Origin of the sequence: Amycolatopsis sp. (assembly GCF_035546795.1) — a bacterium.
In the GTDB taxonomy this organism is placed as follows: domain Bacteria; phylum Actinomycetota; class Actinomycetes; order Mycobacteriales; family Pseudonocardiaceae; genus Amycolatopsis_E.
This window is the reverse complement of the sequence record NZ_DASZWC010000059.1, coordinates 1-25575: the sequence shown is the minus strand read 5'-3', so window position 1 is coordinate 25575 and position 25575 is coordinate 1. Positions and strand designations below refer to the sequence as shown.

Sequence of the window (25575 nt, the reverse complement as noted above, 5' to 3'; positions counted from 1 at the left end):
CCTACTGCGCGGCGCCTGCTACGGCTGCCTGCATGTCGCCCCACCGCGCGGGCCCGGCGAGGCCGAGGTGGTACAGATGCAGCTGATCCGCTCCGGCACGGCCCAGCTCGCTCACGTACGTCTTCATGTCGGGCGCCGGGTTCGCGCCCACTGCTGTCACGTAGGCGCCGAGCGCGGCCTTGGCGTATCGGCTCCGTGCGGCTCGTACGTTGTCCAGGCTGGTAGCCCCGGGTTGCCAGCAGGGCAACACGACGGAGCCCACCTCTTCGGCCGCGCACGGCGTAAGCCCCGGCAGCGCACCGGTTTCCCACTCGTCGACCGCGCCGTGCAGCACGACGGGCGCGTCGACCTTCTCCAGCACCGCGCGCCGCAGCAGATCCGTGGACCGCTGCCGTCCGGCGAGGATCGTGGCCTGCAGGTCCGCCGGGAGCCGGACGGTGTCGTCACCGGTGGCCATCAGCCGGTTCACCTCGGCTCGCAGCGCACTGTCCACACCGGACTCCAGCCCGCACGCTTCGCAGCAGCAGACCGAAAGCAGCCGGACCACGGCGGGCGACCACACAGCGTCCGTCTTCTCGTGCCGACACTGGTGGACCGCGCCGAGCTGCCCGCACGCCTCGAGGATCACCGAGGAGACTTCCAGCCCTGCCAACGATTCCTCGGTGAGCGTGACCGCGTAGTCGCGGACCTCTTCCTGCGCCGGACACAGCGCCCACGGGTAGCGCTCGCCGAAGCAGTTGCGCACCGCGAGTTCCGGGAACTCCTCACCGAGCCGCGAGCTGTGCGTGAGCACGAGCCACGCCGCGGCGTTGTCGAGCGAAGCGATGGCTTCGCCCGCGCTGTCCGGGGAATCGACCCAGTCCGCCGCGGCGGGCTTGAGCCGGGACCACCGCTCGTCACGCACCGGCCGGTACAGCGCGGCGTCCCGGGCGAGCACCGACGTGCGCGAGGCCGACCACGGTGTGGCGGCGCGGGCCGAGTGGTACGCGACGGCGACGGCGATCTCATCCACCCCGAGTTCGGCGACGCGGTCGAGGAAACCGGGCTCCGCGACATCCCAGGGGTACGCGTACGCCACGACCTTCATGCGCGCCGATCCTCTCCGTGTTCACATCAGTGAACGTAGCCCGTATGCTGAACGCTAATATCGCCCGCGCCATCAGTCAACGGAGGGCCCATGCCGGAACCCGCGGAACTCGCGGCCGAGCCGTCGGGAGTGAAATCCGCCCGCCGCACGGTCGAACTCCTGGAGACCTTCGCGGCGCAGGACGCCTGGCTGTCCCTGTCGGATCTGCATGCCCAGACCGGTTTCCCGCGGTCGAGCCTGCACGGACTGCTGCGCACGCTGTACGAGGCGGGCTGGCTGGAGGCGGACCCCGGCACAGCCCGTTACCGGCTCGGCGTGCAGGCGCTGATCTGCGGCACCGCCTACCTCGACCGCGACCCGGCGATCCCCCACGCCACCGAAACGCTGGAGACCATCCGCGAGCGCACCGGGTTCACCGCGCACTACGCGCGGCGCAACGGCGCCGAGGTGGTGTACCTGGAAACGCGTGAATCACGGCATTCCACGCACCTGGTGTCGCGGGTCGGGCGCACACTGCCGGTGCACGCGACCGCGCTGGGGAAGGCGCTGCTGGCGGAGCTGACGCAGGACGAGATCCGCGCGCTGTTCGCCGGACCGCTGCGGCAGCTCACCCCGAACACGATCACTTCGCTGGACGACGTGCTCGCCGAATGCGACACCACCCGCCAGCGCGGTTTCGCCGCCGAGGTCGAGGAAGGCACGCCCGGTGTCCGGTGCGTCGCCGCCGTGGTGCCCTACCGCATTCCCGGCACCGACGCGATCAGCTGCTCGCTGCCCGTGGACCAGGTCACCGACGAACAGGTGCGCCACCTCGGCGAGCTGCTCGCCGAAACCGCCGCCGAACTCGGCCAGCGGCTGCGCCGCGCCGGAATCCGTTGAGGGAGAACGAAATGCGCGTCCTGATCACCGGCGGGGCCGGCATCGTCGGCACGCTGCTGCGGCCCCGCCTCCGCCAGGACGGGCGAGTGCTGCGGCTGCTGGACCTCACCACGCCCGAGCCCGGCGGCAATGACGAAATACTGACCGGCTCGGTCACCGACCCCGAAGCGATGGCGGCCGCGTGCGCAGGGGTGGACGCGCTGATCCACCTCGGCGGACGCAGCCGGGAAGCCTCGTGGGAGGACACCGTCGACGTCAACATCAATGGCACACACACGGTTCTGGAGGCGGCGCGGCAGGCCGGGGTGGGCCGGATCGTGCTCGCGTCGAGCAACCACGCGGCGGGATTCCGTGAGCTGGGCGAAAACCTGCCCGCGGATTCGGCGCCACGGCCGGACACCTATTACGGGGTGAGCAAGGCCGTCATCGAGTCCCTCGGCAGCCTGTACCACTCGCGGTTCGGGATGGACGTCATCTGCGTGCGCATCGGCTCGTGTTTCGAACGGCCGCCGGGGATCCGCGGGCTCGCCACCTGGCTCTCCCCCGACGACGCCGGCCGGTTGTTCGACGCCTGCCTGACGTTCCCGTCGCCGGGATACCGCGTCATCTGGGGCGTCTCGGACAACACCCGCCGCGTGTACTCGCTCGCCGAAGCCGAGGCACTGGGCTACCGCTCTCAGGACGACGCCGAGAAGTTCGCCGCCGAAATGACCGGACCCGCGCCGACGGGTATCGCGGCGAAGTTCGTCGGCGGCCCGTTCTGCACGGCGCCGCTGGGCGTGCCGAACTAGAAAGCGGATGCGCGCGCGGGCCCCGGCCGACAGACTGGGTCCGTGCACACCACCCCGATCACCCTGGAGCTCGTGCGCGGGGCCCGCGAACTCGAACCCACCGGGCAGGGCTTCCTGCCGCACCGGCTGCCCGCGTGGGCCCGAGCCCAGACCAACGACCCGCGGCTGACGATGTCGCAGTCGCAGCCCTCCGGCGTCCGCTTGGTACTGCGGACCGCGGCCACCGTCGTCGAGCTGGACACCTTGCGCACCAAGGTTTCCTACCGGAACGCGCCCGCCCCGCCCGACGGCGTCTACGACCTGCTGATCGACGGCGAGCTGACCGCCCAGGCGAACGTGCCCGACGGGAACGTGCTGCTGGTGGACATGATGACCGGTGCGATGGAGCGGCAGCCGGGCCCGGCCGGCACCGTGCGGTTCTCCGGCCTGCCCGCGCGGGAGAAGCTGGTCGAGATCTGGTTGCCGCACAACGAGATCACCGAGCTGGCCGCCCTGCGCACGGACGCTCCGGCGGAGACGGTTCCGATGGAGCGGCGCGTTTGGCTGCACCACGGCAGTTCCATCAGCAACGGCACCGGCGCGGCGAGCCCGACCCAGACCTGGCCCGCGCTGGCCGCCGCCGCTGGTGACGTGGAGCTGATCCAGCTCGGGCTGGGCGGGGGCGCTTTGCTCGACCCGTGCACCGCGCGCACCATGCGGGACACCACCGCCGACCTGATCAGCGTGAAGATCGGGATCAACCTGGTCAACGCGGACCTGATGCGGCCGCGCGCGTTCACCCCCGCCGTGCACGGTTTCCTGGACACGATCCGCGAAGGGCATCCCGATGCGCCGCTGCTGGTGATCTCCCCGATCTACTGCCCGATCCACGAGGACACCCCCGGCCCCGGCATACCCTCGTTCGAGGACGGGGCGGTGCGGTTCCACGCGACCGGTGAGCCCGCCCCGGGGAAGCTGACGCTGACCGTGATCCGCGACGAGCTGGCCCGCATCGTGAAGCAGCGCGCCGCGGAGGATCCCGCACTGTCCTATTTGGATGGCCTGGAGCTTTACGGCCCGGCGGATTTCGAGGAGTTGCCGCTGCCGGACGCCCTGCACCCGGATGCGGCCACCCATCACCGGATCGCGGAGCGCTTCACCGCCCGGGCGTTCAGGGATGGTGCGGTTTTCGGCTGACTTCCCTTGTGCCGCACCGGCAACGGACACGCGTGGGGTGTTCCCCGGCCTTCGTTGCCGGGCCCCGGACTTGAACCGTCACCAGGGCACCACACCGTCGTCCTCGAAAAAACCGCCCGTGGGGCCGCCGTCGGGCAGGTTCGCGAGCCGGATCGCGGTCGCCGCGCCCTGTTCGGGTGTGCGGACGCCGCGGAAGCCGTTGAGGTCGGTCGCGCAGTAGCCCGGGCAGGCCGCGTTGATCAGGATGTTCGTGTCCCGCAACTGCTTCGCGTACTGCACCGTGACGGCGTTGAGGAACGTCTTCGAGGGCGCGTAGGCCGCCGAAATCGGGCCCGTTTCAAGGCCGGGCGTGGTCTGCCGCGTGAGTGAGCCGACGCTGCTGGACATGTTCACGATCCGCGGCGACGCCGAGCGGCGCAGCAGCGGAAGCATCGCATCCATCACGCGAATGACGCCGAATACGTTGGTCTCCACAGCCGTCCGCACGGTCTCGAGATCGACCGCGGTGGGCACCTGTTGCATCCCGCCGGTGACTCCGGCGTTGTTGACGAGCACGTCGAGACGGCCGGCGCGCTCCTCGATCAACCGCGCCGCGGCGGCCACGCTCTCGTCATCCGTCACGTCCAGCGGCACGCCGAACGCGTCGACGCCTTGCGCACGCAGCTTCTCGACGGCGGCCTCCCGCCGCTGCCCGTCCCGCGCGCCGACACCGACGCGCCAGCCGAGCGCGCCCAGGCCCGCCGCGATCTCGTATCCGATCCCCTTGTTCGCGCCGGTGACCAGCGCGATCGTCTGTTCGCTCATGCCATCGATCCTGTCCCCGGCACCACCGGACAGGCCAAGACCATCCCGGTGGGCAGCGGTACCGTACGGGTATCGACCCAGGTCACCAGGCGTACCGTGACGGGTATGGAGACACGCGAGCTGCGGTACTTCGTGGCCGTCGCCGAGGAGTTGCACTTCGGGCGGGCGGCGGAGCGGCTGGGGATGGCACAACCGCCGCTGTCCCGGGCGATCCGGCAGCTCGAACGGCGGCTCGGGGCAACGTTGCTGGAACGCACCAGCCGGGCCGTCACCCTCACCGACGCCGGGGCGGTGCTACTCCGCGAAGGCCAGGCCGCGCTCGACGCGGTCGACGCCGCCGAGCGACGCACCCGGCGCGCTGCCACCAGCGAGCCCAGCGTCGTTCTCGTGACGAAGGCCGGCGCGTCCAGCGAGCTGCTGGCCAAACTGCTCGACGCCTACGCCGCCGAACCCGGCGCGGTCGCGGTCGACGTGGTCCTGTGCGGAATCGCCGAGCAGGAAGGGTTTCTGCGTGACGGGCGGGCCGACGTAGCGCTGCTGCATCTCCCGTTCGACTCGACGACCGGGCTCGACGTCGAGGAGCTGCACGCCGAAGGCCAGGTCGCGGTCCTGCCTGCCGGGCACCCGCTCACCACCCGGCGGCACGTGCGGATGGCCGACGTCGCCGCGCTGCCCGGGTTGCCGCTGCCGCGCTGGCCCGGCCGCGACGGGACCTACCGGGACGGCCCTGGCCCGAAGCTCCGGGATCATGGCCAGCTACTCCAGCTGATCATGCTCGGCCGGGCCTGCGCCATCCTGCCGGAGTCGGTCCGCGGCCAGCTGCGCGACAACCTGGCGACCGTGCCGGTGGTGGACGCGCCGACGGTCACCACCGTGATCGCGTGGCCGCCGCACAGCCGATCCCTTGCTGTCGCAGGGCTTGTGCGCGCCGCGACGCGGCTCTAGACGCTGTCGCCGAGCCACGCCTCGAAGAACTCCGTCAGTGACTCACCGGCATGGTGTTCCGCGTGTGCGACGAATTCCGCCGTGCTCACCGTGCCGTGCCGCCGCTCCTGCGCCCACGACGACAACATCGCGAAGAACCGCTCGTCCCCGATGCGCTCGCGCAACGCGTGCAGCGCCAGCGCACCGCGCTTGTACACGCGCTCGTCGAACAGGTTCGACTCGCCGGGGTCGCCGATCTTGAGCGGGGCGCGTTCCGACATCCGGCCCCACCACTGCCGCGCCAGCTCCTCGGCGCGCGGGCCGCCGGATTCCTCGGACCACAGCCATTCCGCGTAGGTGGCGAACCCCTCGTTGAGCCAGATATGGCGCCACTGCGCGATAGTCAGGCTGTTGCCGAACCACTGATGCGCCAGCTCGTGTGCCACCAGCCGCTCGAAACCGCGCGCCCCGTCGACGTGGTTGGCGCCGAAGATCGCCATGCCCTGCGCCTCGACCGGGTCCTCCAGCTCGTCGTCGGTCACCACGACGACGTACTCACCGAACGGGTAAGGCCCGAACAGCCGCTCGAACAACGCCATCATCTCCGGCTGGCGCCGGAAATCCCGCGCCGCTTCGGCCCGCAGCACGCGCGGCACGGCCACGCGCTGCGGCACCGGCCCGTCGAGCGCCAGCTCCTCGTATCGTCCTATTTGGACGCTCATCAGGTAGCTCGCGGTGGGCTCGGGACGTTCGTACACCCAGGTCGTCGTGCTCGCGCCGGCGCGGCGGGACACCAGGTTCCCGGTCACCAGCACGGTGTACGGCGAAGCCGTGGTGACTGTGACCCGGTAGGACGCCTTGTCCGACGGATGGTCGTTGCACGGGAACCACGACGGCGCGCCGATCGGCTGGCTGGCCACCAGCACCCCGTCGGTCAGCTCGTCCCAGCCGATCTCGCCCCACCGCCCGTCCACCGGCCTCGGGTTGCCCGAGTACCGGACCTCCACGGTGAACTCGGTGCCCGCGGGCACCGCGCGGGCGGGTTTGACGCTGAGCTTGCCGGGCTGCCGGGTGAACCGGGCGGCCCGGCCGTCCACGCTCACCCCGCTGATCTTGAACCCGGACAGGTCCAGCACCACCCGCGGCAGCGCGCGCGTGCTCACCGCCGTGATCTTCGCGCGCGCGGACAGCCTGTTCGGCCCGATCTTGTAGTCCAGCTCCAGGTCGTAGTGCGTCACCCGGTAGCCGTCGCTGCCGTGATTCCCCAGTGCCGTCCTCAAGCCCGGCGCCCCCAGGCGGAGATCGGGTTGCCCAGCCAGCGCGAGTCGGCGGGCACCTCGTCGCCCCTGGTCACCAGCGAACCCGGGCCCACGGTGGTGCGGGCACCGATCCGCGCGCCGGGGAGCACGATGCCGTGCGGCCCGAGCGTCGAGCCCTCGGCCAAGGTCACTCCGCTCATGCTCATGATCCGGTCGTGGAACAGATGCGTCTGCACCACACAACCACGGTTCACCGTCGCGCCGTCACCGAGGCGCACCAGGTCCGCCTCCGGCAGCCAGTACGTCTCCAGCCACACCCCGCGCCCGATCCGCGCGCCCATCGTGCGCAACCACGCGGGCAGCAGCGGCGTGCCACCGATAGCGCCGATCAGCCAGGGCACCGCGAGCGTCTCGACGAAGGTGTCGGCCAGCTCGTTGCGCCATACGAACGAACTCCACAGTGGATGGTCGACCGTGCGGAACCGGCCCACCAGCAACCATTTCATCGCCGTCGCCACCGCCGCGGCCACCAGCCCGGCACCGAAGAGCACCAGCCCGGACAGCAGGGCCGCGGCCCACAGCCCGGCGCCCGACCACACCGCGAGCAACGCGGCGGCCACCAGCACACCGAGCGCGACCGCGCACATCACCGGCACGATCCGGCACAGTTCGACCAGCGCCCGCGCCACCTTCAACCGCGCGGCCGGACGATAGGTGCGCCCGGCGTCCCCGGTTTCCACCGCGCGCCGCAACGGCATCGGCGGCATCCCCAGGTACGACGAGCCCTTCTTCGCCTTGCGCGGCGCGGAAGACAGCACGCCGACCAGCCCGCGCTTGGGCACGGCCCGGCCGGGCGCGGTGATCCCGGAGTTGCCGAGGAACGCCTGTTTGCCGATCCGGGCGGGCGCCACGTGCAGCCAGCCGTGGCCGAGTTCGTAGGTGGCGACCATCGTGTCGTCGGCCAGGAACGCGCCGTCGTCGACCTTCGTCATCTTCGGCAGCGCCAGCACGGTGGACGCCTCCACGTCCCGGCCCACCTTCGCGCCGAGCAGCCGCAGCCAGACCGGGGTGAACAGGCTGGCGTACAAGGGGAACAGCCCCGTCCGCGCCATGTCCATCAGCCGCTCGACGGTCCACACCCGCCACGCCATCGAACCGTGCACGGGGTGATAGCCCTCGGCCATGCCGATGCCCGCCGCCCGCACCCCCACGAGAACCAGCAGCGCGTACGACACGAAGTACACGATCGTCGCGAGCGGCACGAAAGCAAGCGCTTTCCCGAGCGAAGGGCCATCCGCGACGGCCAAGCCCAGCACGACGACCCCGGGCACCGCGGCGATCGCGGGCAGCAGACCGAGCAACACCGACGTGCACCCGTAGACGAACGACCACACGCGCGAACGCGGCGGACGGCTGGCCGGCCAGCGCAGTGCACCCTTCCCGGACCGCTGCGCGGGCGAACCCGCCCACCGCTGCCCGGCCGGCACCGCGCCACGCACCGTCGACCCGGCGGCGATCTCCGCGCCCTTGCCGATCCGGACACCCGGGAACAGCGTGCTGCGTGCGCCCACCCTGGCGCCGGCACCCACGCGAATCTTGCCGATGTGCACGAGATCGCCGTCCACCCAGTGCCCGGACAGGTCCACCTCGGGCTCGATCGCCGCGCCACGGCCGAGCTTGAGCAGCCCGGTCACCGGCGGCGGCGAATGCAGGTCCACCCCCGGGGAAACCTTGGCGCCCAAGGCTTTCGCGTAATGCGTCATCCAGGACGCGCCGGACACGTCGGCGGCACCGCTGAACTGGGCGAGCTTCTCGGCCGCCCACAGTCGCAAGTGGACATTCCCGCCGCGCGGATAGCTGCCGGGGCGCACCTTGCGCAGCAGCAGCCGCGCGCCACCGGCGGAGATCGCGATCCGGCCCGCCGGGCTGAACAACACCAGCCAGGCCACCGCGAGCAGCCACCACGACACCGCGGGCGCCCAGGCGGCCCCGGTCATCGACAGCACCGTGGACAACGCCGCCACGACCGCCGCCCAGCGCAGGCCCACCAGCGTGGCCAGCGGGATCATCGCCAGCGCCTGCACCACCCCGGCGCGGCGCGGCGTGGGCAGCACGTCCAGGCGCACGGTCTCGGTCGCGTGCATCCCGTCCAGCAGCGCGGCGAGCCCGCCGAGCGTCGGGTGCTGGTAGATGTCGTTGACCGACACCTGCGGGTGGCGGGTCCGGATCCGGGCGACGAGCTGGGCGGCGGTCAGGCTGCCGCCGCCGTGGCTGAAGAAGTCGGCGCCGGGATCGCCGGCCGCGACACCCAGGATCTCGGACCAGCCCTCGGCGAGCCAGGTCTCCGTCGGCGACAGCCCGCCGGCCTCCACAGTGGACAGTGGCCACGGCAGCGCGGCCCGGTCCACCTTGCCCGAGGTGCGGGTCGGCAGGTCTTCGATCACGGCGAGCAGCGGCACCAGCGCCGCGGGCAGCTTCTGCCGCAGCAGCGCGCTCGCCGCGTCGAGGTCGAACTCGCCGACCGGAACCACATAGCCGACCAGAATCTGGTTGCCCGCCTTGGTTTCCCGGATCGCGGCGGCCGCACCGGCCACCCCGGGAAGCGCTTGCAGCGCGGCGTCCACCTCGCCAAGCTCGATGCGGCGGCCGCCCAGTTTGATCTGCTCGTCGGCCCGGCCGAGGAAGATCAGCCCCTCGTCCTCGGCGCGCACGACGTCACCGCTGCGGTAGGCGCGGGACCAGCCCAGCGACGGCAGCGGCGCGAACTTCTCCGCGTCCTTGACCGGATCGAGGTAGCGGGCCAGGCCCGCGCCACCGATCACCAGCTCCCCGCTCTCGCCCATCGCGACCGGCTCACCCAGCTCGTCCACCACCGCGAGCTGCCAGCCCAGCAGCGGCAGCCCGATGCGCACCGGGCCCTCGCCGGTCAGCTGCGCGGCGCACGCGACGACGGTGGCCTCCGTCGGGCCGTAGGTGTTCCACACCTCGCGGCCCTCGACGGCGACGCGTTCGGCCAGCTCGGGCGGGCAGGCTTCGCCGCCGAAGATCAGCAGCCGGACTTCTTCGAGCGCGTCCGCCGGCCACAGCGCGGCCAGCGTCGGCACCGTGGACACGACCGTGATGCCCTGCGCGATCAGCCACGGGCCCAGGTCCACCCCGGTGCGCACCAGCGAACGCGGCGCGGGCACCAGGCAGGCGCCGTGCCGCCACGCCAGCCACATCTCCTCGCACGAGGCGTCGAACGCCACCGAAAGCCCGGCCAGCACCCGGTCCCCCGGGCCGATCGGCTCGTCGGCGAGGAACAGCTGCGCCTCGGCGTCGACGAAGGCCGCCGCCGCCGAATGCGGGACGGCGACACCCTTGGGCTTGCCGGTGGAACCGGAGGTGAAGATGATCCACGCGTCGTCCGCGGGACCGGGCACGCCGGGCTCGCCACCGGGCGTCGCGTGCGGGGTGAGCACGCCGCCGTCGGTGAGCACCGCGGACACCGCGGCCTCGCCGAACACCAGCGCCGCCCGCTCGTCCGGGTCGTCCGCGTCGACCGGCACGTACGCCGCGCCGGCGGCCAGCACCGCGAGGATCGCGACGTACAGCTCGGCGGTGCCCGACGAGATCCGCACGCCGACCCTGTCGCCGACGCCGATGCCGGTCTCGGCCAGCCGGCCGCGCAGCGCGTCGACCTCTTCGGCCAGCTTCCGGTAACTCAGCACCGTGCCGTCCGCGTCCAGCGCGGGCGCGGACGGATGCCGGGCGACGGTTTCGGCGAAGATGTCCAGCAGGGTGCGTTCGGCGGCCGCGAGACCGGACCGGAACAGCGCCCTCGGTCTGGTGTCGACGATCGTGGGCAGGGGCGTTTCCAGGGCAGACAGCAAGCCCGTCACTCACCTTCCGGTACAGGTCGGGCTCGCGCTCGCGGTGGTTGAGGCGCCCGTGCGGCCCGCCAGTTTACCTGGCGGTCCGCGGCGGTCTTACTTCACCTTCTTCGGCTTCTTCTCCCGCACCCGCACGTTGATGCGCACCGGGCTGCCCGCGAAGCCGAACCGCTCCCGGAACTTGCGCTCGATGAACCGCCGGTAGCCGGCCTCCAGGAAGCCCGTCGTGAACAGCACCAGCGTCGGCGGCCGGATCGCCGCCTGGGTGGCGAAGAGCACCTTCGGCTGTTTGCCGCCACGCACCGGCGGCGGGGTGGCGGCGATCAGCTCCGACAGCCAGCCGTTGAGCTGGCCGGTGGAAACCCGCTGGTCCCAGGACTCCAGCGCCCGGCGCAGCGCCGGCGCCAGCTTGCGCACGGAACGCCCGGTCAGCGCCGAGATGTTGACCTTCTCCGCCCACGGCACCCGGACCAGCCCGCGGTCCAGTTCCTTCTCCAGCTGGTGCCTGCGGTCCTCGTCCACGAGGTCCCATTTGTTGAACGCCAGCACGCAGGCCCGGCCCGTCTCGGTGACCATCGTCAGCACCCGCAGGTCCTGTTCGGACAACGGCTCGCTCGCGTCCAGCAGCACGATCACCACTTCCGCCGAGTCGATCGCGGCCTTGGTGCGGAGCGAGGCGTAGTACTCGGTGCCGCTGGCGGTGTGCACCCGCTTGCGCAGCCCCGCGGTGTCCACGAAGCGCCACGTCTGCCCGTCCAGCTCCACCAGGGAGTCCACCGGGTCGACCGTGGTGCCCGCGACGGAGTCCACGACCGCGCGCTCTTCGCCGGTGAGCTTGTTGAGCAGGCTCGACTTGCCCACGTTCGGCTTGCCGACCAGCGCCACCCGGCGCGGGCCGGACGCGCGCTCGCCGTCGCGCGGCGCCTCGGGCAGCGCGTTGACGATCGCGTCCAGCAGGTCGCCCGAGCTGCGGCCGTGCAGCGCGCTGACCGGCTGCGGCTCGCCCAGCCCCAGCGACCACAACGACGCGACATCGGCCATCAGGCGCCCGTCGTCGACCTTGTTCGCGGCCAGGATCACCGGCCGCTTCGAGCGGCGAAGCACGCGCGCGACAGCCTCGTCGGTGGTCGTCGCGCCCACCGACGCGTCCACCACCAGCAGCACGGCGTCCGACGTGGCCATCGCCAGCTCGGCCTGTGCCGCGACCGCGCCCTGCAGGCCGCTCGCGCCGGGCTCCCAGCCACCGGTGTCCACCACGGTGAACCGGCGGCCGTTCCACAGCGCGTCGTAGGCCACCCTGTCCCTGGTCACCCCGGGCACGTCCTGCACGACCGCCTCGCGGCGGCCGAGGATCCGGTTGACCAGGGTCGACTTGCCCACGTTGGGCCTGCCGACAACGGCCAGCACCGGCTGGCTCAGCTCGGCTTCGTCCGCGTCGGCCGCGCCGTCCACCTGGCCATCGAGCGCGGTGAACTCCGCCTCGTCGGACCAGGTGCCGTCCACGTCTGTCATAACTCCGCTTCCTGTTTTCTCGATGCGCGCTGCTCATCCAGTCCGCGCACCAGTGACGCGAGCTCCGCTCGCAATGTCTCGGTGGCCGTCACCAGCCCGGCCCGGCCCTTGCCCACCTCGAGGGCGAACGGTTCGCCGAACACCAGGTCGATCGTCGGCCGGAACCGCCGTTTCCCGTCGGCCGGGCGTTTCGTGCCGCGGACCGCGACCGGCAGCACGACCGCGCCGGAAGCCCGCACCAGCCAGGCCGCGCCGCGTTCGGCACTCGCCACGTCCCCGTCGCCGCGGGTGCCCTCAGGAAACACGCCGACCAGGCCGCCGTCGCGCAGCAGCTGCGCGGTGACCAGCAACGGCGCCCGGTCCGGCTCGCCCCGGCGGACCGGCACCTGTCCGATCCGCCGGAGCAGCCACCCGGCGACCCCGGTGAACATCTCCTCCTTCACGAGGAACACCGAGCGGCGCGGCAGCATTCCGAAAATCAGCTGCGGTTCGACCAGCGAACTGTGGTTGGCCACGAGCACCACCGGCCCGGTGCGCGGCACGCGCTCGCGGCCGTGCACCCGGATCCGGTAAGCGGGCCGCAGCAGCACCTTGCCGATCAGGCGGCCGACCTCGTGCAGCCAGGGCGACGCGCCTTCGGGCAGCCCTGCCGAGTTCACCGCCTGGCCCCGGCCGTGCAGTCCGAGAGCAGGCTCCGCTTGCGGGCCAGTTCGGTCAGCGCCACCAGCACCTGGTCGATCTGCAGCTCGGAGGTGTCCACGTGCACCGCGTCCTCGGCCGGGCGCAACGGCGAAGCGGCGCGGCTGGAGTCCAGTTTGTCCCGCCTGTCCACCGAAGCCAGCGCCGCGGCGTGGGTGCTTTCCCGGCCCGCGGCCGAATCCTGCGCGCTGCGCCGCGCGGCCCGGATCTCGGCCGACGCGGTCAGATAGATCTTCAACGGCGCGTCCGGCGCCACGACAGTGCCGATGTCGCGCCCTTCGACGACGATCCCGCCGACCTCGGCGATGACGTCCTCGACGATCCGCCGCTGCCGCGCGACCAGCAGCTCGCGCACCGCGGGCAGGGCCGAAACAGGGGACACGGCGTGACTGACCTCCGGCCCGCGGATCTCCGCGGCCACGTCCTCGCCCGCGAGCGCCACGGCCGGGCGCTGCGGGGTGGTGCCGATGGAGAACACCGTGCGCCGGGCCACGGCGGCGATCGCCTCCGCGTCCTCGAGATCGGTGCCCTCGCGCAGCACCGCGAGCGTGATCACCCGGTACATCGCGCCGGTGTCGAGATACCCGGCCGAGAGGCGCTCGGCGAGCTTGCGCGCCACCGTGGTCTTCCCGGTGCCCGACGGTCCGTCCAGCGCGATCACGCCACGTAGGGCTCCCGCCACCGCAATTCTCCTCGGTACTCGAACCGGTTGTCGTCACCGCCCATTCTGCCTGGCAGGCGGGCGGACGGCCGCACCGGGCCGAATCGGGCAAACCGGTAACGTGGGGAAGCGTGAATGTGGAAGTGACTCCTCTGCCCGGCATCGGGGTACGCAAGGATTTCGCCCTCCGCAGTGGACGGCGGATCGGCGTGGTGACCCATCGCGACGGGCAGACAGAACTGATCGTGTCCAAATCCGACGATCCCGACGCCTGCCTGGCGTCCCTGCCGCTGACCGCCGAAGAGGCGAGCGCGCTGGCGAACCTGCTCGGCGCCCCGCAGCTGGTCGCGCAGCTCACCGAGGAGCACCGGGATCTGCCCGGCATCAGCACCCGGCAGCTGCCGATCAGGACCGGCGCGCCGTTCGACGGGCGCACGCTCGGCGACACCGCGATGCGCACCAGAACCGGGGTTTCGGTGGTCGCCGTCGTGCGGGCCGGGCAGGCACATCCCTCCCCCACCCCCGACTTCACCTTCACCGCGGGCGACGTGCTCGTGGCCGTCGGCACCTCCGAGGGGCTCGAAAACGCCCTCAAGATCTTGAAGAACGGATAAGCCAGCCTATGGATCACACCGCCCTGTCCCTCATCGAACTCGGTGGCGTCTTCTTCGTGCTGGGCGTGCTCGGCCGGCTCGCCGGCCGGATCGGCATGTCCCCCATCCCGCTTTACCTGCTGGGCGGTCTCGCCTTCGGCCAGGGTGGCCTGATCCCGCTGCAGGACATCGGCGGTTTCACGCATCTGGCCGGTGAGATCGGCGTCGTCCTGCTGTTGTTGTTGCTGGGCCTGGAATATTCGGCCGCGGAGCTGTTCACCGGACTGAAACGGTCGTGGCTGGCCGGCGTGCTCGACATCGTGCTCAACGCCGCCCCCGGCGCGGCCGTCGCGCTGCTGATGGGCTGGGGCCTGATCGGCGCGATGGTGATGGCCGGGGTCACCTACATCTCCTCCTCCGGGATCGTCGCCAAGGTGCTCGGCGACCTCGGCAGGCTCGGTAACCGCGAAACCCCTGTCGTGCTGTCGATCCTGGTGTTCGAGGACCTGGCGATGGCGCTGTACCTGCCGATCCTGACGGCCGTGCTGGGCGGGGTCAGCTTCCTCGGCGGCATGGAGGCCGTCGGCATCTCGCTGCTGGTGATCACCGTGGTGCTGGTGATCGCGCTGAAGTTCGGCCGCTACGTGTCCGCGATCGTGGACTCCGACGACCGCGAGGTGTTCCTGCTCAAGGTGCTCGGCGCGGCGCTGCTGGTGGCCGGGCTCGCCTCGGCGATGCAGGTCTCGGCCGCGGTCGGCGCGTTCCTGCTCGGCATCGCGATCTCCGGGTCCACCGCCGAGAACGCCACGCACCTGCTGGAGCCGCTGCGCGACCTGTTCGCGGCCGTGTTCTTCGTGGTGTTCGGGCTGAACACCAACCCGGCGTCGATCCCGCCCGTGCTGGGCTGGGCGGTCCTGCTGGCCGTGATCACCACGGCGTCGAAGGTGGGCACCGGCTGGTGGGCCGCGCGCAGGCAGGGGGTAGGCAAACTGGGCCGGCTGCGTGCCGGCGCCGCATTGGTGGCGCGCGGCGAGTTCTCGATCGTGATCGCCGGCCTGGCCGTGACGGCGGGCGCGGTCACCGACGAGCTCGCGGCGCTCGCCACCGCGTACGTCCTGCTGATGGCCATCTTCGGCCCGACGGCGGCCCGCATCGTCGAGCCGGTGGCGAAAGCCTTGCAGCGCAAGGCGACCCGGCACGAAACGGCCACCTCCACGGCGAACTGAGCACACCGGTGCGCGGGCACGACGAGGTGCCCGCGCACCGGTTCAGTCAGCTCGCCAGCGCGTCCAGAATCTGCTGCCCGTACTTGGCCAGCTTGTTCTCACCGACCCCGCTCACGCCGCCGAGCTGCGCCAAAGTGGACGGTTGCTCGGTGGCGATCTGCCGCAGCGTCGCGTCGTGGAAGATCACGTACGCCGGGACACCCTGGTCCCTCGCCGTCTCCGAACGCCAGGCGCGCAACCGCTCGAACACCGGCGCGGCCCCGGCCGGCATCTCCACCGCCGCGGCCTTCGCCTTGGCCGCCTTCGGTGCCTTCGCGGCGCGCTTGGGCTCACGCCGGAACCGCACCTCACGGCGCCGCCCCAGCACCTCGCCACTGGCGTCGGTGAGCACGAGCGTGCCGTAATCCCCTTCCACCGCAAGCAATCCCTGCGCCAGCAGCTGCCGCACGACCCCGCGCCACTCGCTCTCGGACAGCTCTGCCCCGATGCCGAACACCGTCAGCTCGTCGTGCCGGTGCTGGCTCACCTTGGGCGTCTGCTTCCCGAGCAGGATGTCGATCACCTGCCCCGCGCCGAACTTCTGCCGCCGCTCACTCGCCAGCCGGTACACCGCCGAGAGCAGCTTCTGCGCCGCGATCGTCCCGTCCCAGGACTCCGGCGGCGCCAGGCAGGTGTCACAGTTGCCGCACGCCTCACCCTGCTGCCCGAAGTAGTTCAGCAGCTGCACACGCCGGCATTCGATGGTCTCGCACAGCGCGAGCATCGCGTCCAGGTGCTGCCCGAGCCGCCGCCGGTGCGCGTCGTCGCCCTCGGACGTGTCGATCATCTTGCGTTGCTGCACAACGTCTTGCAGCCCGTACGCCAGCCACGCCGTGGACGGCAGCCCGTCGCGGCCCGCGCGGCCGGTCTCCTGGTAGTACCCCTCGACCGACTTCGGCAGGTCGAGGTGCGCCACGAACCGCACGTCCGGTTTGTCGATCCCCATCCCGAACGCGATCGTCGCCACCACGACCAGCCCGTCCTCGCGCAGGAACCGCGCCTGGTTGGCCGCGCGCGTCCGCGAGTCCAGCCCCGCGTGGTAGGGCACGGCCGGAATCCCGTTGCTCGAAAGGAATTCCGCGGTCTTCTCCACCGACGCCCGCGACAGGCAGTACACGATCCCCGCGTCCCCGGCGTGTTCCGTGCGCAGCAGGTCCAGCAGCTGTTTCTGCGCGCTGTTCTTCGGCACGATGCGGTACTGGATGTTCGGCCGGTCGAAACTGGCGACGAAATGCCGCGCCTCGCCGAGGTTCAGCCTCGTCGCGATTTCCTCGTGCGTCGCCCTCGTCGCCGTGGCGGTCAGCGCGATCCGCGGCACGTCCGGCCAGCGCTCGTGCAGCTCGGACAGCATCAGGTAGTCCGGCCGGAAGTCGTGCCCCCACTGGGAAACACAGTGCGCCTCGTCGATCGCGAACAGCGCGACCTTGCCGCGGCCGAGCAGGCTCACCGTCGACTCGAGCCGCAGCCGTTCCGGCGCCAGGTACAGCAGATCGAGCTCGCCTGCGAGGAAGGCGTCCTCCACCTCGCGCCGCTGCTGGAAATCCTGTGTGGAGTTGAGGAACCCGGCCCGCACGCCGAGCGCGCGCAACGCGTCGACCTGGTCCTGCATCAGCGCGATCAGCGGCGAGATCACCACGCCGACGCCCTCGCGCACCAGCGACGGGATCTGGTAGCACAACGACTTCCCGCCACCGGTCGGCATCAGCACCAGCGCGTCACCGGCGTCGGCGACGTGCTCGATGATCGCCTCTTGCTCGCCGCGGAAGGCGTCGTAGCCGAAGACGCGCCGGAGCACGTCCAGTGCGTCGGAGACGGTGTCGGTGGAAGTCACCCCGCGATGGTAGCGGCGGGGTCTGACGTCATCGAAGGACCACGCGGAGCGGGCGTGACATCGGAACGCCCCGACCGGTCGCCCCGCAACGTCACAGATCGACGGCGCGATAGAGCCCGCCGACCTCCTCGCGGGTCAGCCGGCGCAGGCTGCCCGGTTTGCCGTTGCCGAGCTGGACGTCACCGACCGCGGTGCGCACGAGCTTCCGCACCGGGTGCCCGGTCTCGGCGAGCAGCCGCCGCACGATGTGCTTGCGTCCCTCGTGCAGCACGACCTCGACGAGCGTCTTTCCGGCCTGCATGTCCTTGACCCGGAACGCGTCCACCTTGACCGGACCGTCCTCGAGTTCGACGCCCGCCTTCAGCTGTTTGCCCAGCCCGCGGGGCACCAGTCCGTCCACTTCGGCCAGATACGTCTTGGGCACGTGGAAGGACGGGTGCATCAGCCGGTGCGCGAGGTCACCGTCGTTGGTCAGCAGCAGCAGGCCCTCGGTCTCGGCGTCCAGCCTGCCGACGTGGAACAGCCGCTCCGCGCGGTTGCGCACGTAGTCGCCGACGCAGGGGCGGCCCTGGTCGTCCTCCATCGTGCTGTGCACCCCGCGCGGCTTGTTCAGCGCGTAGTAGACCTGGTCCTCGCGCAGGATCACGCGGGTGCCGTCGACGTGGATCACGGCGTTGTCCGGGTCGACCCGGCGGCCGAGCTCCCGCACCGTGCGGCCGTCCACGCTCACCCGGCCCTGCACGATCAGCTCTTCGGCCGCGCGCCGCGAGGCGACCCCGGCCTTGGCCAGCACCTTCTGCAGGCGGACGCCGTCAGGGGTTTCGTCAGATGTCATCGATCGCGTCCACTTCCGGTAGCAACGGGGCGATCGGGGGCAGGTCGTTCAGCGACGACAGCCCGAGCCGCTCGAGGAAAAGTTCGGTGGTCACATACAGGTTGCCACCCGTCTCCGGGTCGGTGCCGGTCTCCTCGATGAGACCGCGGGCGAGCAGGGTGCGGATCACCCCGTCCACGTTCACCCCGCGCACGGCGGCGACCCTGGCCCGGGTGACCGGCTGGCGGTACGCGATCACCGCGAGGGTTTCCAGCGCCGCCCTGGTGAGCTTGGACCGCTGGCCGTCGAGCAGGAGCTTTTCGACGAAGGGCGCGTAGGTGTCCCGCGTGAAGAAGCGCCAGCCCTCCCCGACGCGGCGCAGGTCGATCCCGCTGCCGTTTCCGGTGAAGCGCGCGGACATCGTCTTGAGCGCCTCGGTGACCCTGTCCACCGGCTCCTCGACCGCCCCGGCCAGCGACTCCTCGCTGGCCGGCGAGTCGACGACGAGCAGCAGCGCCTCCAGCGCCGACTCCAGCGCGGCCGGCTCGGTGAGGTCGGGCATCCGCCGTTCGATCGCGACCAGCTCGGGATCCTCGCCCGGCTCGGCTTCTTCGGGCGCGCTCTCTTCCGGCGCCTCCGCGACAGGCTCAGCCTCGACTTCAGGTCCAGGCTCGGCGACTGGCTCCGGTTCGATCCGGTCCAGATCGACGATCGCGTCTTCGTCCTGGGGGCTCACCCGTACTCCTCCTCTTCGGCGCGGGCACGGTCGGCTTCGGCTTCCTCGGCGGCCTGCTCGACCGACCCACCGGTCCAGCGGACGCTGAGCGAGCCCAGTGCCTCGGCCTGTTCGAACTGGACGGTCGACTCGCGGTAAAGCTCCAGCAGTGCCAGGAACCGCGCCACCACCTCGATGGTGTGCGCACAGTCCGACACCAGCTCCGAAAAGCTCGCCGTGCCCGCCTCCGCCAGCCGCAACCGCAGCAACGCGGCGTGTTCGCGCACCGACACCCGCCCCATGTGCAGGTGGTCCAGCGAAACGGTAGGCGGCGGCTTGGGCCGGAACACCGCCAGCGCGATCTCCCGGAACTTCTCCGGGCTCACGCCCAGCATCACCTCGGGCAGCATCCCGACGTAGCGCTCCTCGACCGCCACCGAGCGCGGGTACCGCCGCAGCGCACCCGCCTCCAGCTCCGAGAACAGCTCCGCGACCTGCTTGTACGCCCGGTACTGCAGGACACGCGCGAACAGCAGGTCGCGCGCCTCCAGCAACGCCAGGTCGTCCTCGTCCTCCACCTCGGCCGCCGGCAGCAGCCGGGCGGCCTTGAGGTCGAGCAGGGTCGCGGCGATGACGAGGAACTCGGTGGTCTCGTCCAGGTCCCACTTCGCGCCAAGGGCACGGGTGTAGACGATGAAATCGTCGGTGACCTGGTGCAGAGCGACTTCGGTGACGTCGAGCTGATGCTGCGAGATCAGCTGCAGCAGCAGGTCGAACGGGCCCTCGAAGTTGGCGAGGTGGACCTTGAACTTCGCGGCACCCTCGGAGACGACCTCTTCGGCCAAAGGCTCCGGCCGGGGAGCCTCCCCAGCCGGTTCCTCTGGGGTGGTCACGACCCGGTGGCTTCCTCGGCGTCGTATTCGTGCTCCCGCAACCGCTGGACCAGCACCGAATCCGGGCCGTGCTGCTCGAAGTCGGCAAGCAGCACCGCCACCGCCTCGCGCACCAGCCGGCCGCGGTCGATGACCAGGCCGTGTGTGGCGCGCAGCGTCAGCCGCGTCTGTTCCATCGCGACCAGTTCGTCCCCGGAGACGTAGACCGTGATCTTCGAATCGTGCTTCTGGCGTCCGGAACCGCGTTTGGCCGCGCCACCGCTGCGTTCCAGCTGCTGCCGCTGGTCCTGCGGCGCGGGGGCCGGCTTGGGCATTTCCACGGGCAGCATCGGTTCCAGTGCCGGGCTGCTGGTCAGGCGGAAGAGTTCCGAAGCCCCGGGCAGGGAGGCTCGCCTGCTCACCGAGCGATCACCTCGCGAGCCAGCGCGCGGTAGGCCTGCGCACCGGCCGACTTGGGGGCCCAGCGGGTGATCGGCTCTCCGGCCACGGTGGTCTCCGGGAACCGGACGGTGCGGTTGATCACCGTGTCGAACACGGTTTCACCGAATGCCTCCACCACCCGCGCCATGACCTCTCTCGAATGCAGGGTCCTGGGGTCGAACATGGTGGCCAGGATGCCGGTGATGTCCAGTTTGGGGTTCAAGCGCTCGCGTACCTTCTCGATCGTGTCGATCAGCAAAGCCACGCCACGCAGGCTGAAGAACTCGCACTCCAGCGGGATGATCACGCCGTCCGCGGCAGTCAGCGCGTTCACCGTGAGCAGCCCGAGCGATGGCTGGCAGTCGACCAGAACATAGTCGTACCCGCTCATCACCGGTTGCAGTACCCGGAGCAACGTGTGCTCGCGGCCGACCTCGGCCACCAGCTGGACCTCGGCCGCGGACAGGTCGATGTTGCTCGGCAGCAGGTCCATGCCCTCGATCTTGGTGTTGCGCAGCACGTCATCGGCGGTGACGGCGCGTTCCATGATCGCGTTGTAGACCGTGTTGTCCAGCTCGTGCGGCTGCACGCCGAGGCCGACCGAGAGCGCGCCCTGCGGGTCGAAGTCGACCAGCAGGACCCGCCTGCCGTACTCGGCCAGTGCGGCACCCAGGTTGATGGTCGAGGTGGTCTTGCCGACCCCGCCCTTCTGGTTGCACATGGCCAGCACCGTGGCCGGGCCGTGCCTGTCGAGCAACGGCGGGTCCGGAATGTCCCGCAATGGTCTGCCGGTCGGGCCCACGGAGGGCGCCCCGTTCACCTTGCCGGGCTGCACGGCCGTGTCCACAGCCTCGGGTTCCCCCTCTGTCGCGATGGTCATGTTGTTGAGATTCGCGGCGGCTGAAAAGGCCGCTGCCGATCTGGCCGCTGGCTGCTCTGTCGACATGGCGCGAAAACTCCTCGTTCGACGGGTCTGCCGCAGCCTATTGCGCTCCGCGATTGTCGCCAAAGCGGCTCGCCGAGTTCTGTCGTCTCAACCCAGTGCCCGAGGATGGGCCGTAGCATATATCTCACGCAGAGTAGTGACGGTTAGCAGGGTGTAAACCTGGGTGGTGGTCACCGATGCGTGACCGAGCAGTTCCTGAACCACCCGAACGTCTGCCCCGCCTTCAAGCAGATGGGTGGCGAACGAGTGACGCAGCGTGTGGGGCGACACGCTGGCCGAAATCCCCGCCCGCTCGGCGTTGGTCTTGAGCACCTGCCAGGCGCTCTGCCGCGAGAGCCGGGTGCCGCGCGCGTTGAGGAACAGCGCGGCGCTGCCCCGCCCGCGCGCGGCCAGCACCGGCCGGGCCCGCACCAGATAGGCCTCGACGGCCTGCACCGCGGGTCTCCCGACCGGCACCAGGCGCTGCTTGCCGCCCTTGCCGTCGAGCAGCACCGTGCGTTCTTCGCGGTCCACGTCGTCCAGATCGAGCCCGACCGCTTCGGAGATCCGCGCGCCGGTGGAGTACAGCAACTCCAGCAGCGCCCTGTCCCGCAACGCCCGCTCGCCTTCGGCGCCGGGCATGTCCAGCAGGCGGAGCACGTCGTTCACGGGAAGCGCTTTCGGCAGCCGTTTGACCGCCGCCGGGGGCCGCACCTCGCGCGCGGGATCGTCGACGGTGATGCCGTCGAGATGCGCGAAGCGGTGCAGCCCGCGGACGGCGACCAGGGCCCGCGCCGCCGACGAAGCCGCCAGCGGCGGATGGTCCTCGTCGCCCTCGCGAAGGGCAGCGCCGAACGACGTCACTTCCTTCTCGGTGATCTTCCCGAAGTCGGTGACGCCGGCACTGTCCAGGTGACCGGCGTAGCGGCGAAGGTCGCGGGCGTAGCTGTCGAGGGTGTTGCGCGCCGTCCCGCGTTCCACGGCGAGGTGATCGAGATAGGCCGCGATCACGTGTTCCACCGGGTTCGCCACGGCGACACTCTAGGCCCCCCGCCCGCGTACGCGAAGACCTAGCGAACCCGTTTCGCGAAGGTGCCCGGACGATCACGCCACGGCGCGTCCGCGGGCCGGGTGCTCGCGGCTCCGGTGAGCACCGCGTGCGCGGCCAGCACCCCGCCGACGGTGGCGCCGTTGACCAGCTCCCCGGCCAGCGCCATCCGCACCGCTTCGGCCAGCGGCACCTTGTGCACCACCAGATCCGTTTCCTCGTCGTCGTGCCCGAGCTCCGTACGGTCCACTTCGGACACTTCGCGGGCCAGGAACACGCGGACGACTTCGTCGGTGAAGCCGGGCGACGCCGCGACGTCGACCAGCGTCTCCCACCGCCGCGCGGTCACCCCGGCCTCCTCCACCAGCTCACGCTTGGCGGCCTCGACCGGGACCTCGCCCGGCTCGTCCAGCAATCCGGCGGGCAGCTCCCAGATCCGCCGCCCCAGCGGATGCCGGTACTGGTGGATCAGCGTGATCGCCCCGTCGTCGTCGATCGCCGCGATCGCCACCGCGCCGAGGTGCTCGACCACCTCGCGCTTGGCGACCGAACCGCCGGGCATCCGCACGTCGTCGACGCGGAGCCCGACCACGCGGCCGATGTGCACGTCCCGGGAGGACACCACCTCGAAGTCGTGCTCGCCGGGAACGCTCACCGCACGCTCGCCGTCGGCTCGGGCAGCTCCACCGGCAGCCGGTCGGCGGTCCGGTAGCGCACCGCGGCCTTCACGAACGCGTCGAACAGCGGATGCGGCCGGGTGGGCCTGCTCTTGAGCTCCGGATGCGCCTGGGTGCCCACGAAGAACGGGTGCACGTCCTTGGGCAGCTCCACGAACTCGACCAGCCGGTCGTCCGGGGAGGTCCCGGAGAACACCAGGCCCGACTTGGCGAGCCGGTCGCGGTAGGCGTTGTTGACCTCGTAGCGGTGCCGGTGCCGCTCCGACACCTGCGTCGTCCCGTAGGCCCGGGCCACGATCGAATCCTCTTCCAGCACAGCGGGATAGGCGCCCAGTCGCATGGTGCCGCCCAGGTCGGCCGCGCCCGCGACGATGTCCACCTGGTCGGCCATCGTGGAGATGACGGGATCCGGTGTGTCCGGGTCGAATTCGGCCGAGTTGGCGCCGGCCAGGCCGGCCGCGCGGGCGGCCTCGATCACAATGCATTGCAGGCCCAGGCACAGCCCCAGCACCGGCAGCCCGCGGGTGCGGGCGTAGTGGATGGCCCCGATCTTGCCCTCGATGCCGCGGATGCCGAACCCGCCGGGGATCAGCACGCCGTGCACCTCCCCCAGCGCCGCCGCGGCACCGGACGCGCTCTCGCAGTCGTCGGAGGCCACCCACACCATCTCGACCTTGGCGTGGTGGAAGAACCCGCCGGCACGCAATGCCTCGGTGACCGACAGGTAGGCGTCGGAAAGCTCAACGTACTTGCCCACCAAGGCGATTCGCACCGTCTCGTGCGGCTCGTGCACCCGGCGCAGCAGGTCGTCCCATTCGGTCCAGTCGACATCGCGGAACGGCAGGTTGAGCCGGCGCACCACGTAGGCGTCGAGCTCCTCCCGGTGCAGCACCTTGGGAATGTCGTAGATGGACGGCGCGTCCGGGGTGGAGATGACGCCGTCGATGTCCACGTCGCACATCAGCGCGATCTTGTTCTTCAGCGCCTCGGGCACGTCGCGGTCGCAGCGCAAGATCAGCGCGTCGGGGGTGATACCGATGCTGCGCAGCGCGGCCACCGAGTGCTGGGTGGGTTTGGTCTTGAGCTCACCGGACGGTGCCAGGTAGGGCACCAGCGACACGTGCAGGAAGAAGACGTTCTCCCGGCCCAGGTCGTGGCGCACCTGCCGGGCCGCCTCCAGGAAGGGCTGCGACTCGATGTCGCCGACGGTGCCGCCGATTTCGGTGATGACGACGTCGGGGCGGTTGCCCTGCGCGTCCGGCTGGGCCATCGCCAGGATGCGGCCCTTGATCTCGTCGGTGATGTGCGGGATCACCTGGACGGTGTCGCCCAGGTATTCACCGCGCCGTTCCTTGGCGATGACGGTCGAATACACCTGTCCCGTAGTGACATTCGCCGAACCGGACAGATCGCGATCCAGGAACCGCTCGTAATGGCCGACGTCGAGGTCGGTTTCGGCGCCGTCCTCGGTGACGAAGACCTCGCCGTGCTGGAACGGGTTCATGGTGCCGGGGTCGACGTTGAGGTACGGATCGAGCTTTTGCATCGTCACGTACAACCCGCGCGCCGTCAGTAGCTGACCGAGGCTGCTGGCGGTCAATCCCTTGCCCAACGAGGATGCGACGCCCCCGCTGACGAAGAGGTGCTTGGTGGCGGTTTGCGGGTGCTTTCGCACAGGCGACCTCCGTGAAGACGGGCAGGGCGTCAAAATTGTTCTAGCGAATCACTAGCTGGGCCTGCCGACCCACGGAAACCCACCCTAACATCCACGGCGCCGCGCCGCGGGGAACACGCCCGCTACTGAGCGACCGTGATCGACGTGGCGCCGTGACCGGTGCCGTACTGCCCGGGGTGGCCGCCGTTCATCAGGTCATGCAAGCCGAGGACGGCGGTGATGCGGCCCGGCGCGGCGTCGACATTGTCGACGGTGCTGACCGCGGAGTTCATCCCGGCGTCGGCGCGGGTCACGGCGACGGCGGCGCTTCCGGTCGCCGATCCGTCGCGCCCGGCCAGCAACGTGGCCGAGCCGTGCGGGGCCAGCGCGGCCGAGAACCGGGCCACGCTGACGCCCTGGTTGCCGGCGTCCTGGGGTAGCGCGCCGCCGGTGACGACCAGCGCGGCGTTGGCCGCGCCCAGGTGGTCGCCGCCCTGGTAGGTGATGAAGCCGGTGTCGCGCAGCGCGGCCAGCACGGTGTTGCGCTGGGTCTCGGAGACTTCCGGCGGCGGCGGGCCGGCCGGGGTGGCGTTGGTCAACAAGGCGATTCCCATCAGGTCGCCCGCCTGCGAGCCCTGGTCGACGAGCTTGGTGCTCAGCTGCTGGCCGGCGGGCAGCACCGACGAGTTGACCACCGTCTGCAGCTTCTCCGCGGAATTGGCCTCGACGAATTCCTGGGTCAGCGCCACCGTCGTGGTCACCGTCCCGCCGGCCTGGCCGATGAACTTCGACACCGCGGCCACGTCGTCGTCCTTGGCGTCCGGGGTGCGAAACACCACCACCGACTTGCCGCCCAGCGCGTCGTGCAGCATCCGACCGGCCAGTTGGGTGTCGAAATTGTTTGCCGCGCTGAGCTTTTCGTTCAGCACATTCTTCTGGTCGTTGAGCCCGCTGATCTGGGTGTTGAGGTCCTTCTTCTCGTCACGCAGGCTGGACAGCAACGTGTCCGACAGGAAGCCGGAGCCCAGCACGACGCCCACGGCCAGCGCCAGGAATACGGCGGCCAGCGACAGGGC

The 25575-nt window shown here is 70.9% G+C and carries 23 protein-coding genes; 6 read left to right on the top strand and 17 right to left on the bottom strand.

Features of this window, described 5'->3' with window-relative positions; all coding sequences use genetic code 11:
* Position 1: 1 nt before the first annotated feature.
* Positions 2-1087, bottom strand: coding sequence for a hypothetical protein (locus VHD82_RS30655; protein WP_325711973.1), 1086 nt, complete (start codon positions 1085-1087; stop codon positions 2-4).
* Positions 1088-1177: 90 nt separating this feature from the next.
* Between VHD82_RS30655 and VHD82_RS30650 the strand changes: the two genes are divergently transcribed.
* Genes VHD82_RS30650 through VHD82_RS30640 form a run of 3 tightly spaced genes read left to right on the top strand, consistent with a single transcriptional unit; the run spans position 1178 to position 3933 of the window.
* The gene (locus tag VHD82_RS30650; RefSeq protein ID WP_325711970.1) at positions 1178-1966 is read left to right on the top strand and encodes an IclR family transcriptional regulator; all 789 of its coding nucleotides are present in this window, start codon (positions 1178-1180) and stop codon (positions 1964-1966) included.
* An 11-nt stretch (positions 1967-1977) separates the two neighbouring features.
* A complete protein-coding gene (locus VHD82_RS30645) occupies positions 1978-2757 on the top strand; it encodes an NAD(P)-dependent oxidoreductase (RefSeq protein WP_325711968.1) in 780 nt (259 codons plus the stop codon).
* A gap of 42 nt (positions 2758-2799) precedes the next feature.
* Entirely contained in the window at positions 2800-3933 is a 1134-nt protein-coding gene (locus VHD82_RS30640; RefSeq protein WP_325711965.1) for a GDSL-type esterase/lipase family protein, read from the top strand.
* Between the two features lie 78 nt (positions 3934-4011).
* Here the strand turns inward: VHD82_RS30640 and VHD82_RS30635 are convergent, their stop codons facing one another.
* A complete protein-coding gene (locus VHD82_RS30635) occupies positions 4012-4737 on the bottom strand; it encodes an SDR family oxidoreductase (protein WP_325711962.1) in 726 nt (241 codons plus the stop codon).
* A gap of 105 nt (positions 4738-4842) precedes the next feature.
* On the opposite strand from VHD82_RS30635, the gene VHD82_RS30630 reads away from it, so the two are divergent.
* Complete coding sequence (locus VHD82_RS30630; RefSeq protein WP_325711959.1) at positions 4843-5682, top strand: LysR family transcriptional regulator; 840 nt, start codon at positions 4843-4845, stop codon at positions 5680-5682.
* On the opposite strand, the gene VHD82_RS30625 is transcribed toward VHD82_RS30630, so the two are convergent.
* The 5 genes from VHD82_RS30625 to cmk form a co-directional block, all read right to left on the bottom strand.
* Positions 5679-6941, bottom strand: coding sequence for a M1 family metallopeptidase (locus VHD82_RS30625; protein WP_325711956.1), 1263 nt, complete (start codon positions 6939-6941; stop codon positions 5679-5681). The two genes, VHD82_RS30630 and VHD82_RS30625, sit on opposite strands and share 4 nt — an antisense overlap.
* Positions 6938-10792, bottom strand: a complete 3855-nt coding sequence (locus VHD82_RS30620) for a Pls/PosA family non-ribosomal peptide synthetase (protein WP_325711953.1) — start codon at positions 10790-10792, stop codon at positions 6938-6940. The genes VHD82_RS30625 and VHD82_RS30620 overlap by 4 nt, the downstream gene beginning before the upstream one ends.
* Positions 10793-10888: 96 nt before the next feature.
* Complete coding sequence (gene der, locus VHD82_RS30615; RefSeq protein ID WP_325711951.1) at positions 10889-12304, bottom strand: ribosome biogenesis GTPase Der; 1416 nt, start codon at positions 12302-12304, stop codon at positions 10889-10891.
* Entirely contained in the window at positions 12301-12963 is a 663-nt protein-coding gene (locus VHD82_RS30610) for a lysophospholipid acyltransferase family protein (RefSeq protein ID WP_325711949.1), read from the bottom strand. The genes der and VHD82_RS30610 overlap by 4 nt, the downstream gene beginning before the upstream one ends.
* Positions 12960-13664: a (d)CMP kinase gene (cmk, locus tag VHD82_RS30605; RefSeq protein WP_325712126.1), complete on the bottom strand. Its 705-nt coding sequence runs from the start codon at positions 13662-13664 to the stop codon at positions 12960-12962. The genes VHD82_RS30610 and cmk overlap by 4 nt, the downstream gene beginning before the upstream one ends.
* A gap of 131 nt (positions 13665-13795) precedes the next feature.
* On the opposite strand from cmk, the gene VHD82_RS30600 reads away from it, so the two are divergent.
* Positions 13796-14278 (top strand): cation:proton antiporter regulatory subunit, encoded by a 483-nt coding sequence (locus VHD82_RS30600; RefSeq protein WP_325711947.1) that lies wholly within the window; start codon positions 13796-13798, stop codon positions 14276-14278.
* Between the two features lie 8 nt (positions 14279-14286).
* Positions 14287-15483: a cation:proton antiporter gene (locus tag VHD82_RS30595; RefSeq protein WP_325711944.1), complete on the top strand. Its 1197-nt coding sequence runs from the start codon at positions 14287-14289 to the stop codon at positions 15481-15483.
* 46 nt (positions 15484-15529) lie between these two features.
* On the opposite strand, the gene recQ is transcribed toward VHD82_RS30595, so the two are convergent.
* The 10 genes from recQ to VHD82_RS30545 all read right to left on the bottom strand — a co-directional run.
* Positions 15530-17353, bottom strand: coding sequence for a DNA helicase RecQ (gene recQ / locus VHD82_RS30590; RefSeq protein ID WP_325711942.1), 1824 nt, complete (start codon positions 17351-17353; stop codon positions 15530-15532).
* A gap of 91 nt (positions 17354-17444) precedes the next feature.
* Complete coding sequence (locus VHD82_RS30585; RefSeq protein ID WP_325711939.1) at positions 17445-18188, bottom strand: pseudouridine synthase; 744 nt, start codon at positions 18186-18188, stop codon at positions 17445-17447.
* Entirely contained in the window at positions 18178-18903 is a 726-nt protein-coding gene (scpB, locus tag VHD82_RS30580) for an SMC-Scp complex subunit ScpB (protein WP_414637596.1), read from the bottom strand. The genes VHD82_RS30585 and scpB overlap by 11 nt, the downstream gene beginning before the upstream one ends.
* Complete coding sequence (locus tag VHD82_RS30575) at positions 18900-19727, bottom strand: segregation and condensation protein A (RefSeq protein WP_325712122.1); 828 nt, start codon at positions 19725-19727, stop codon at positions 18900-18902. Before VHD82_RS30575 ends, scpB begins: the two co-directional genes overlap by 4 nt.
* Before the next feature lie 44 nt (positions 19728-19771).
* Positions 19772-20176, bottom strand: coding sequence for a cobyrinic acid a,c-diamide synthase (locus VHD82_RS30570; protein ID WP_325711937.1), 405 nt, complete (start codon positions 20174-20176; stop codon positions 19772-19774).
* A complete protein-coding gene (locus VHD82_RS30565) occupies positions 20173-21141 on the bottom strand; it encodes a ParA family protein (protein WP_325711935.1) in 969 nt (322 codons plus the stop codon). Before VHD82_RS30565 ends, VHD82_RS30570 begins: the two co-directional genes overlap by 4 nt.
* Positions 21142-21228: 87 nt before the next feature.
* Positions 21229-22131: a site-specific tyrosine recombinase XerD gene (xerD, locus tag VHD82_RS30560; RefSeq protein WP_325712120.1), complete on the bottom strand. Its 903-nt coding sequence runs from the start codon at positions 22129-22131 to the stop codon at positions 21229-21231.
* 59 nt (positions 22132-22190) lie between these two features.
* Positions 22191-22823 (bottom strand): NUDIX hydrolase, encoded by a 633-nt coding sequence (locus tag VHD82_RS30555; protein WP_325711933.1) that lies wholly within the window; start codon positions 22821-22823, stop codon positions 22191-22193.
* A complete protein-coding gene (locus VHD82_RS30550) occupies positions 22820-24520 on the bottom strand; it encodes a CTP synthase (RefSeq protein ID WP_325711930.1) in 1701 nt (566 codons plus the stop codon). The genes VHD82_RS30555 and VHD82_RS30550 overlap by 4 nt, the downstream gene beginning before the upstream one ends.
* A 122-nt stretch (positions 24521-24642) precedes the next feature.
* Positions 24643-25575 (bottom strand): copper transporter (locus tag VHD82_RS30545; RefSeq protein ID WP_325711927.1); only part of this gene is annotated, 933 nt, incomplete at its 5' end.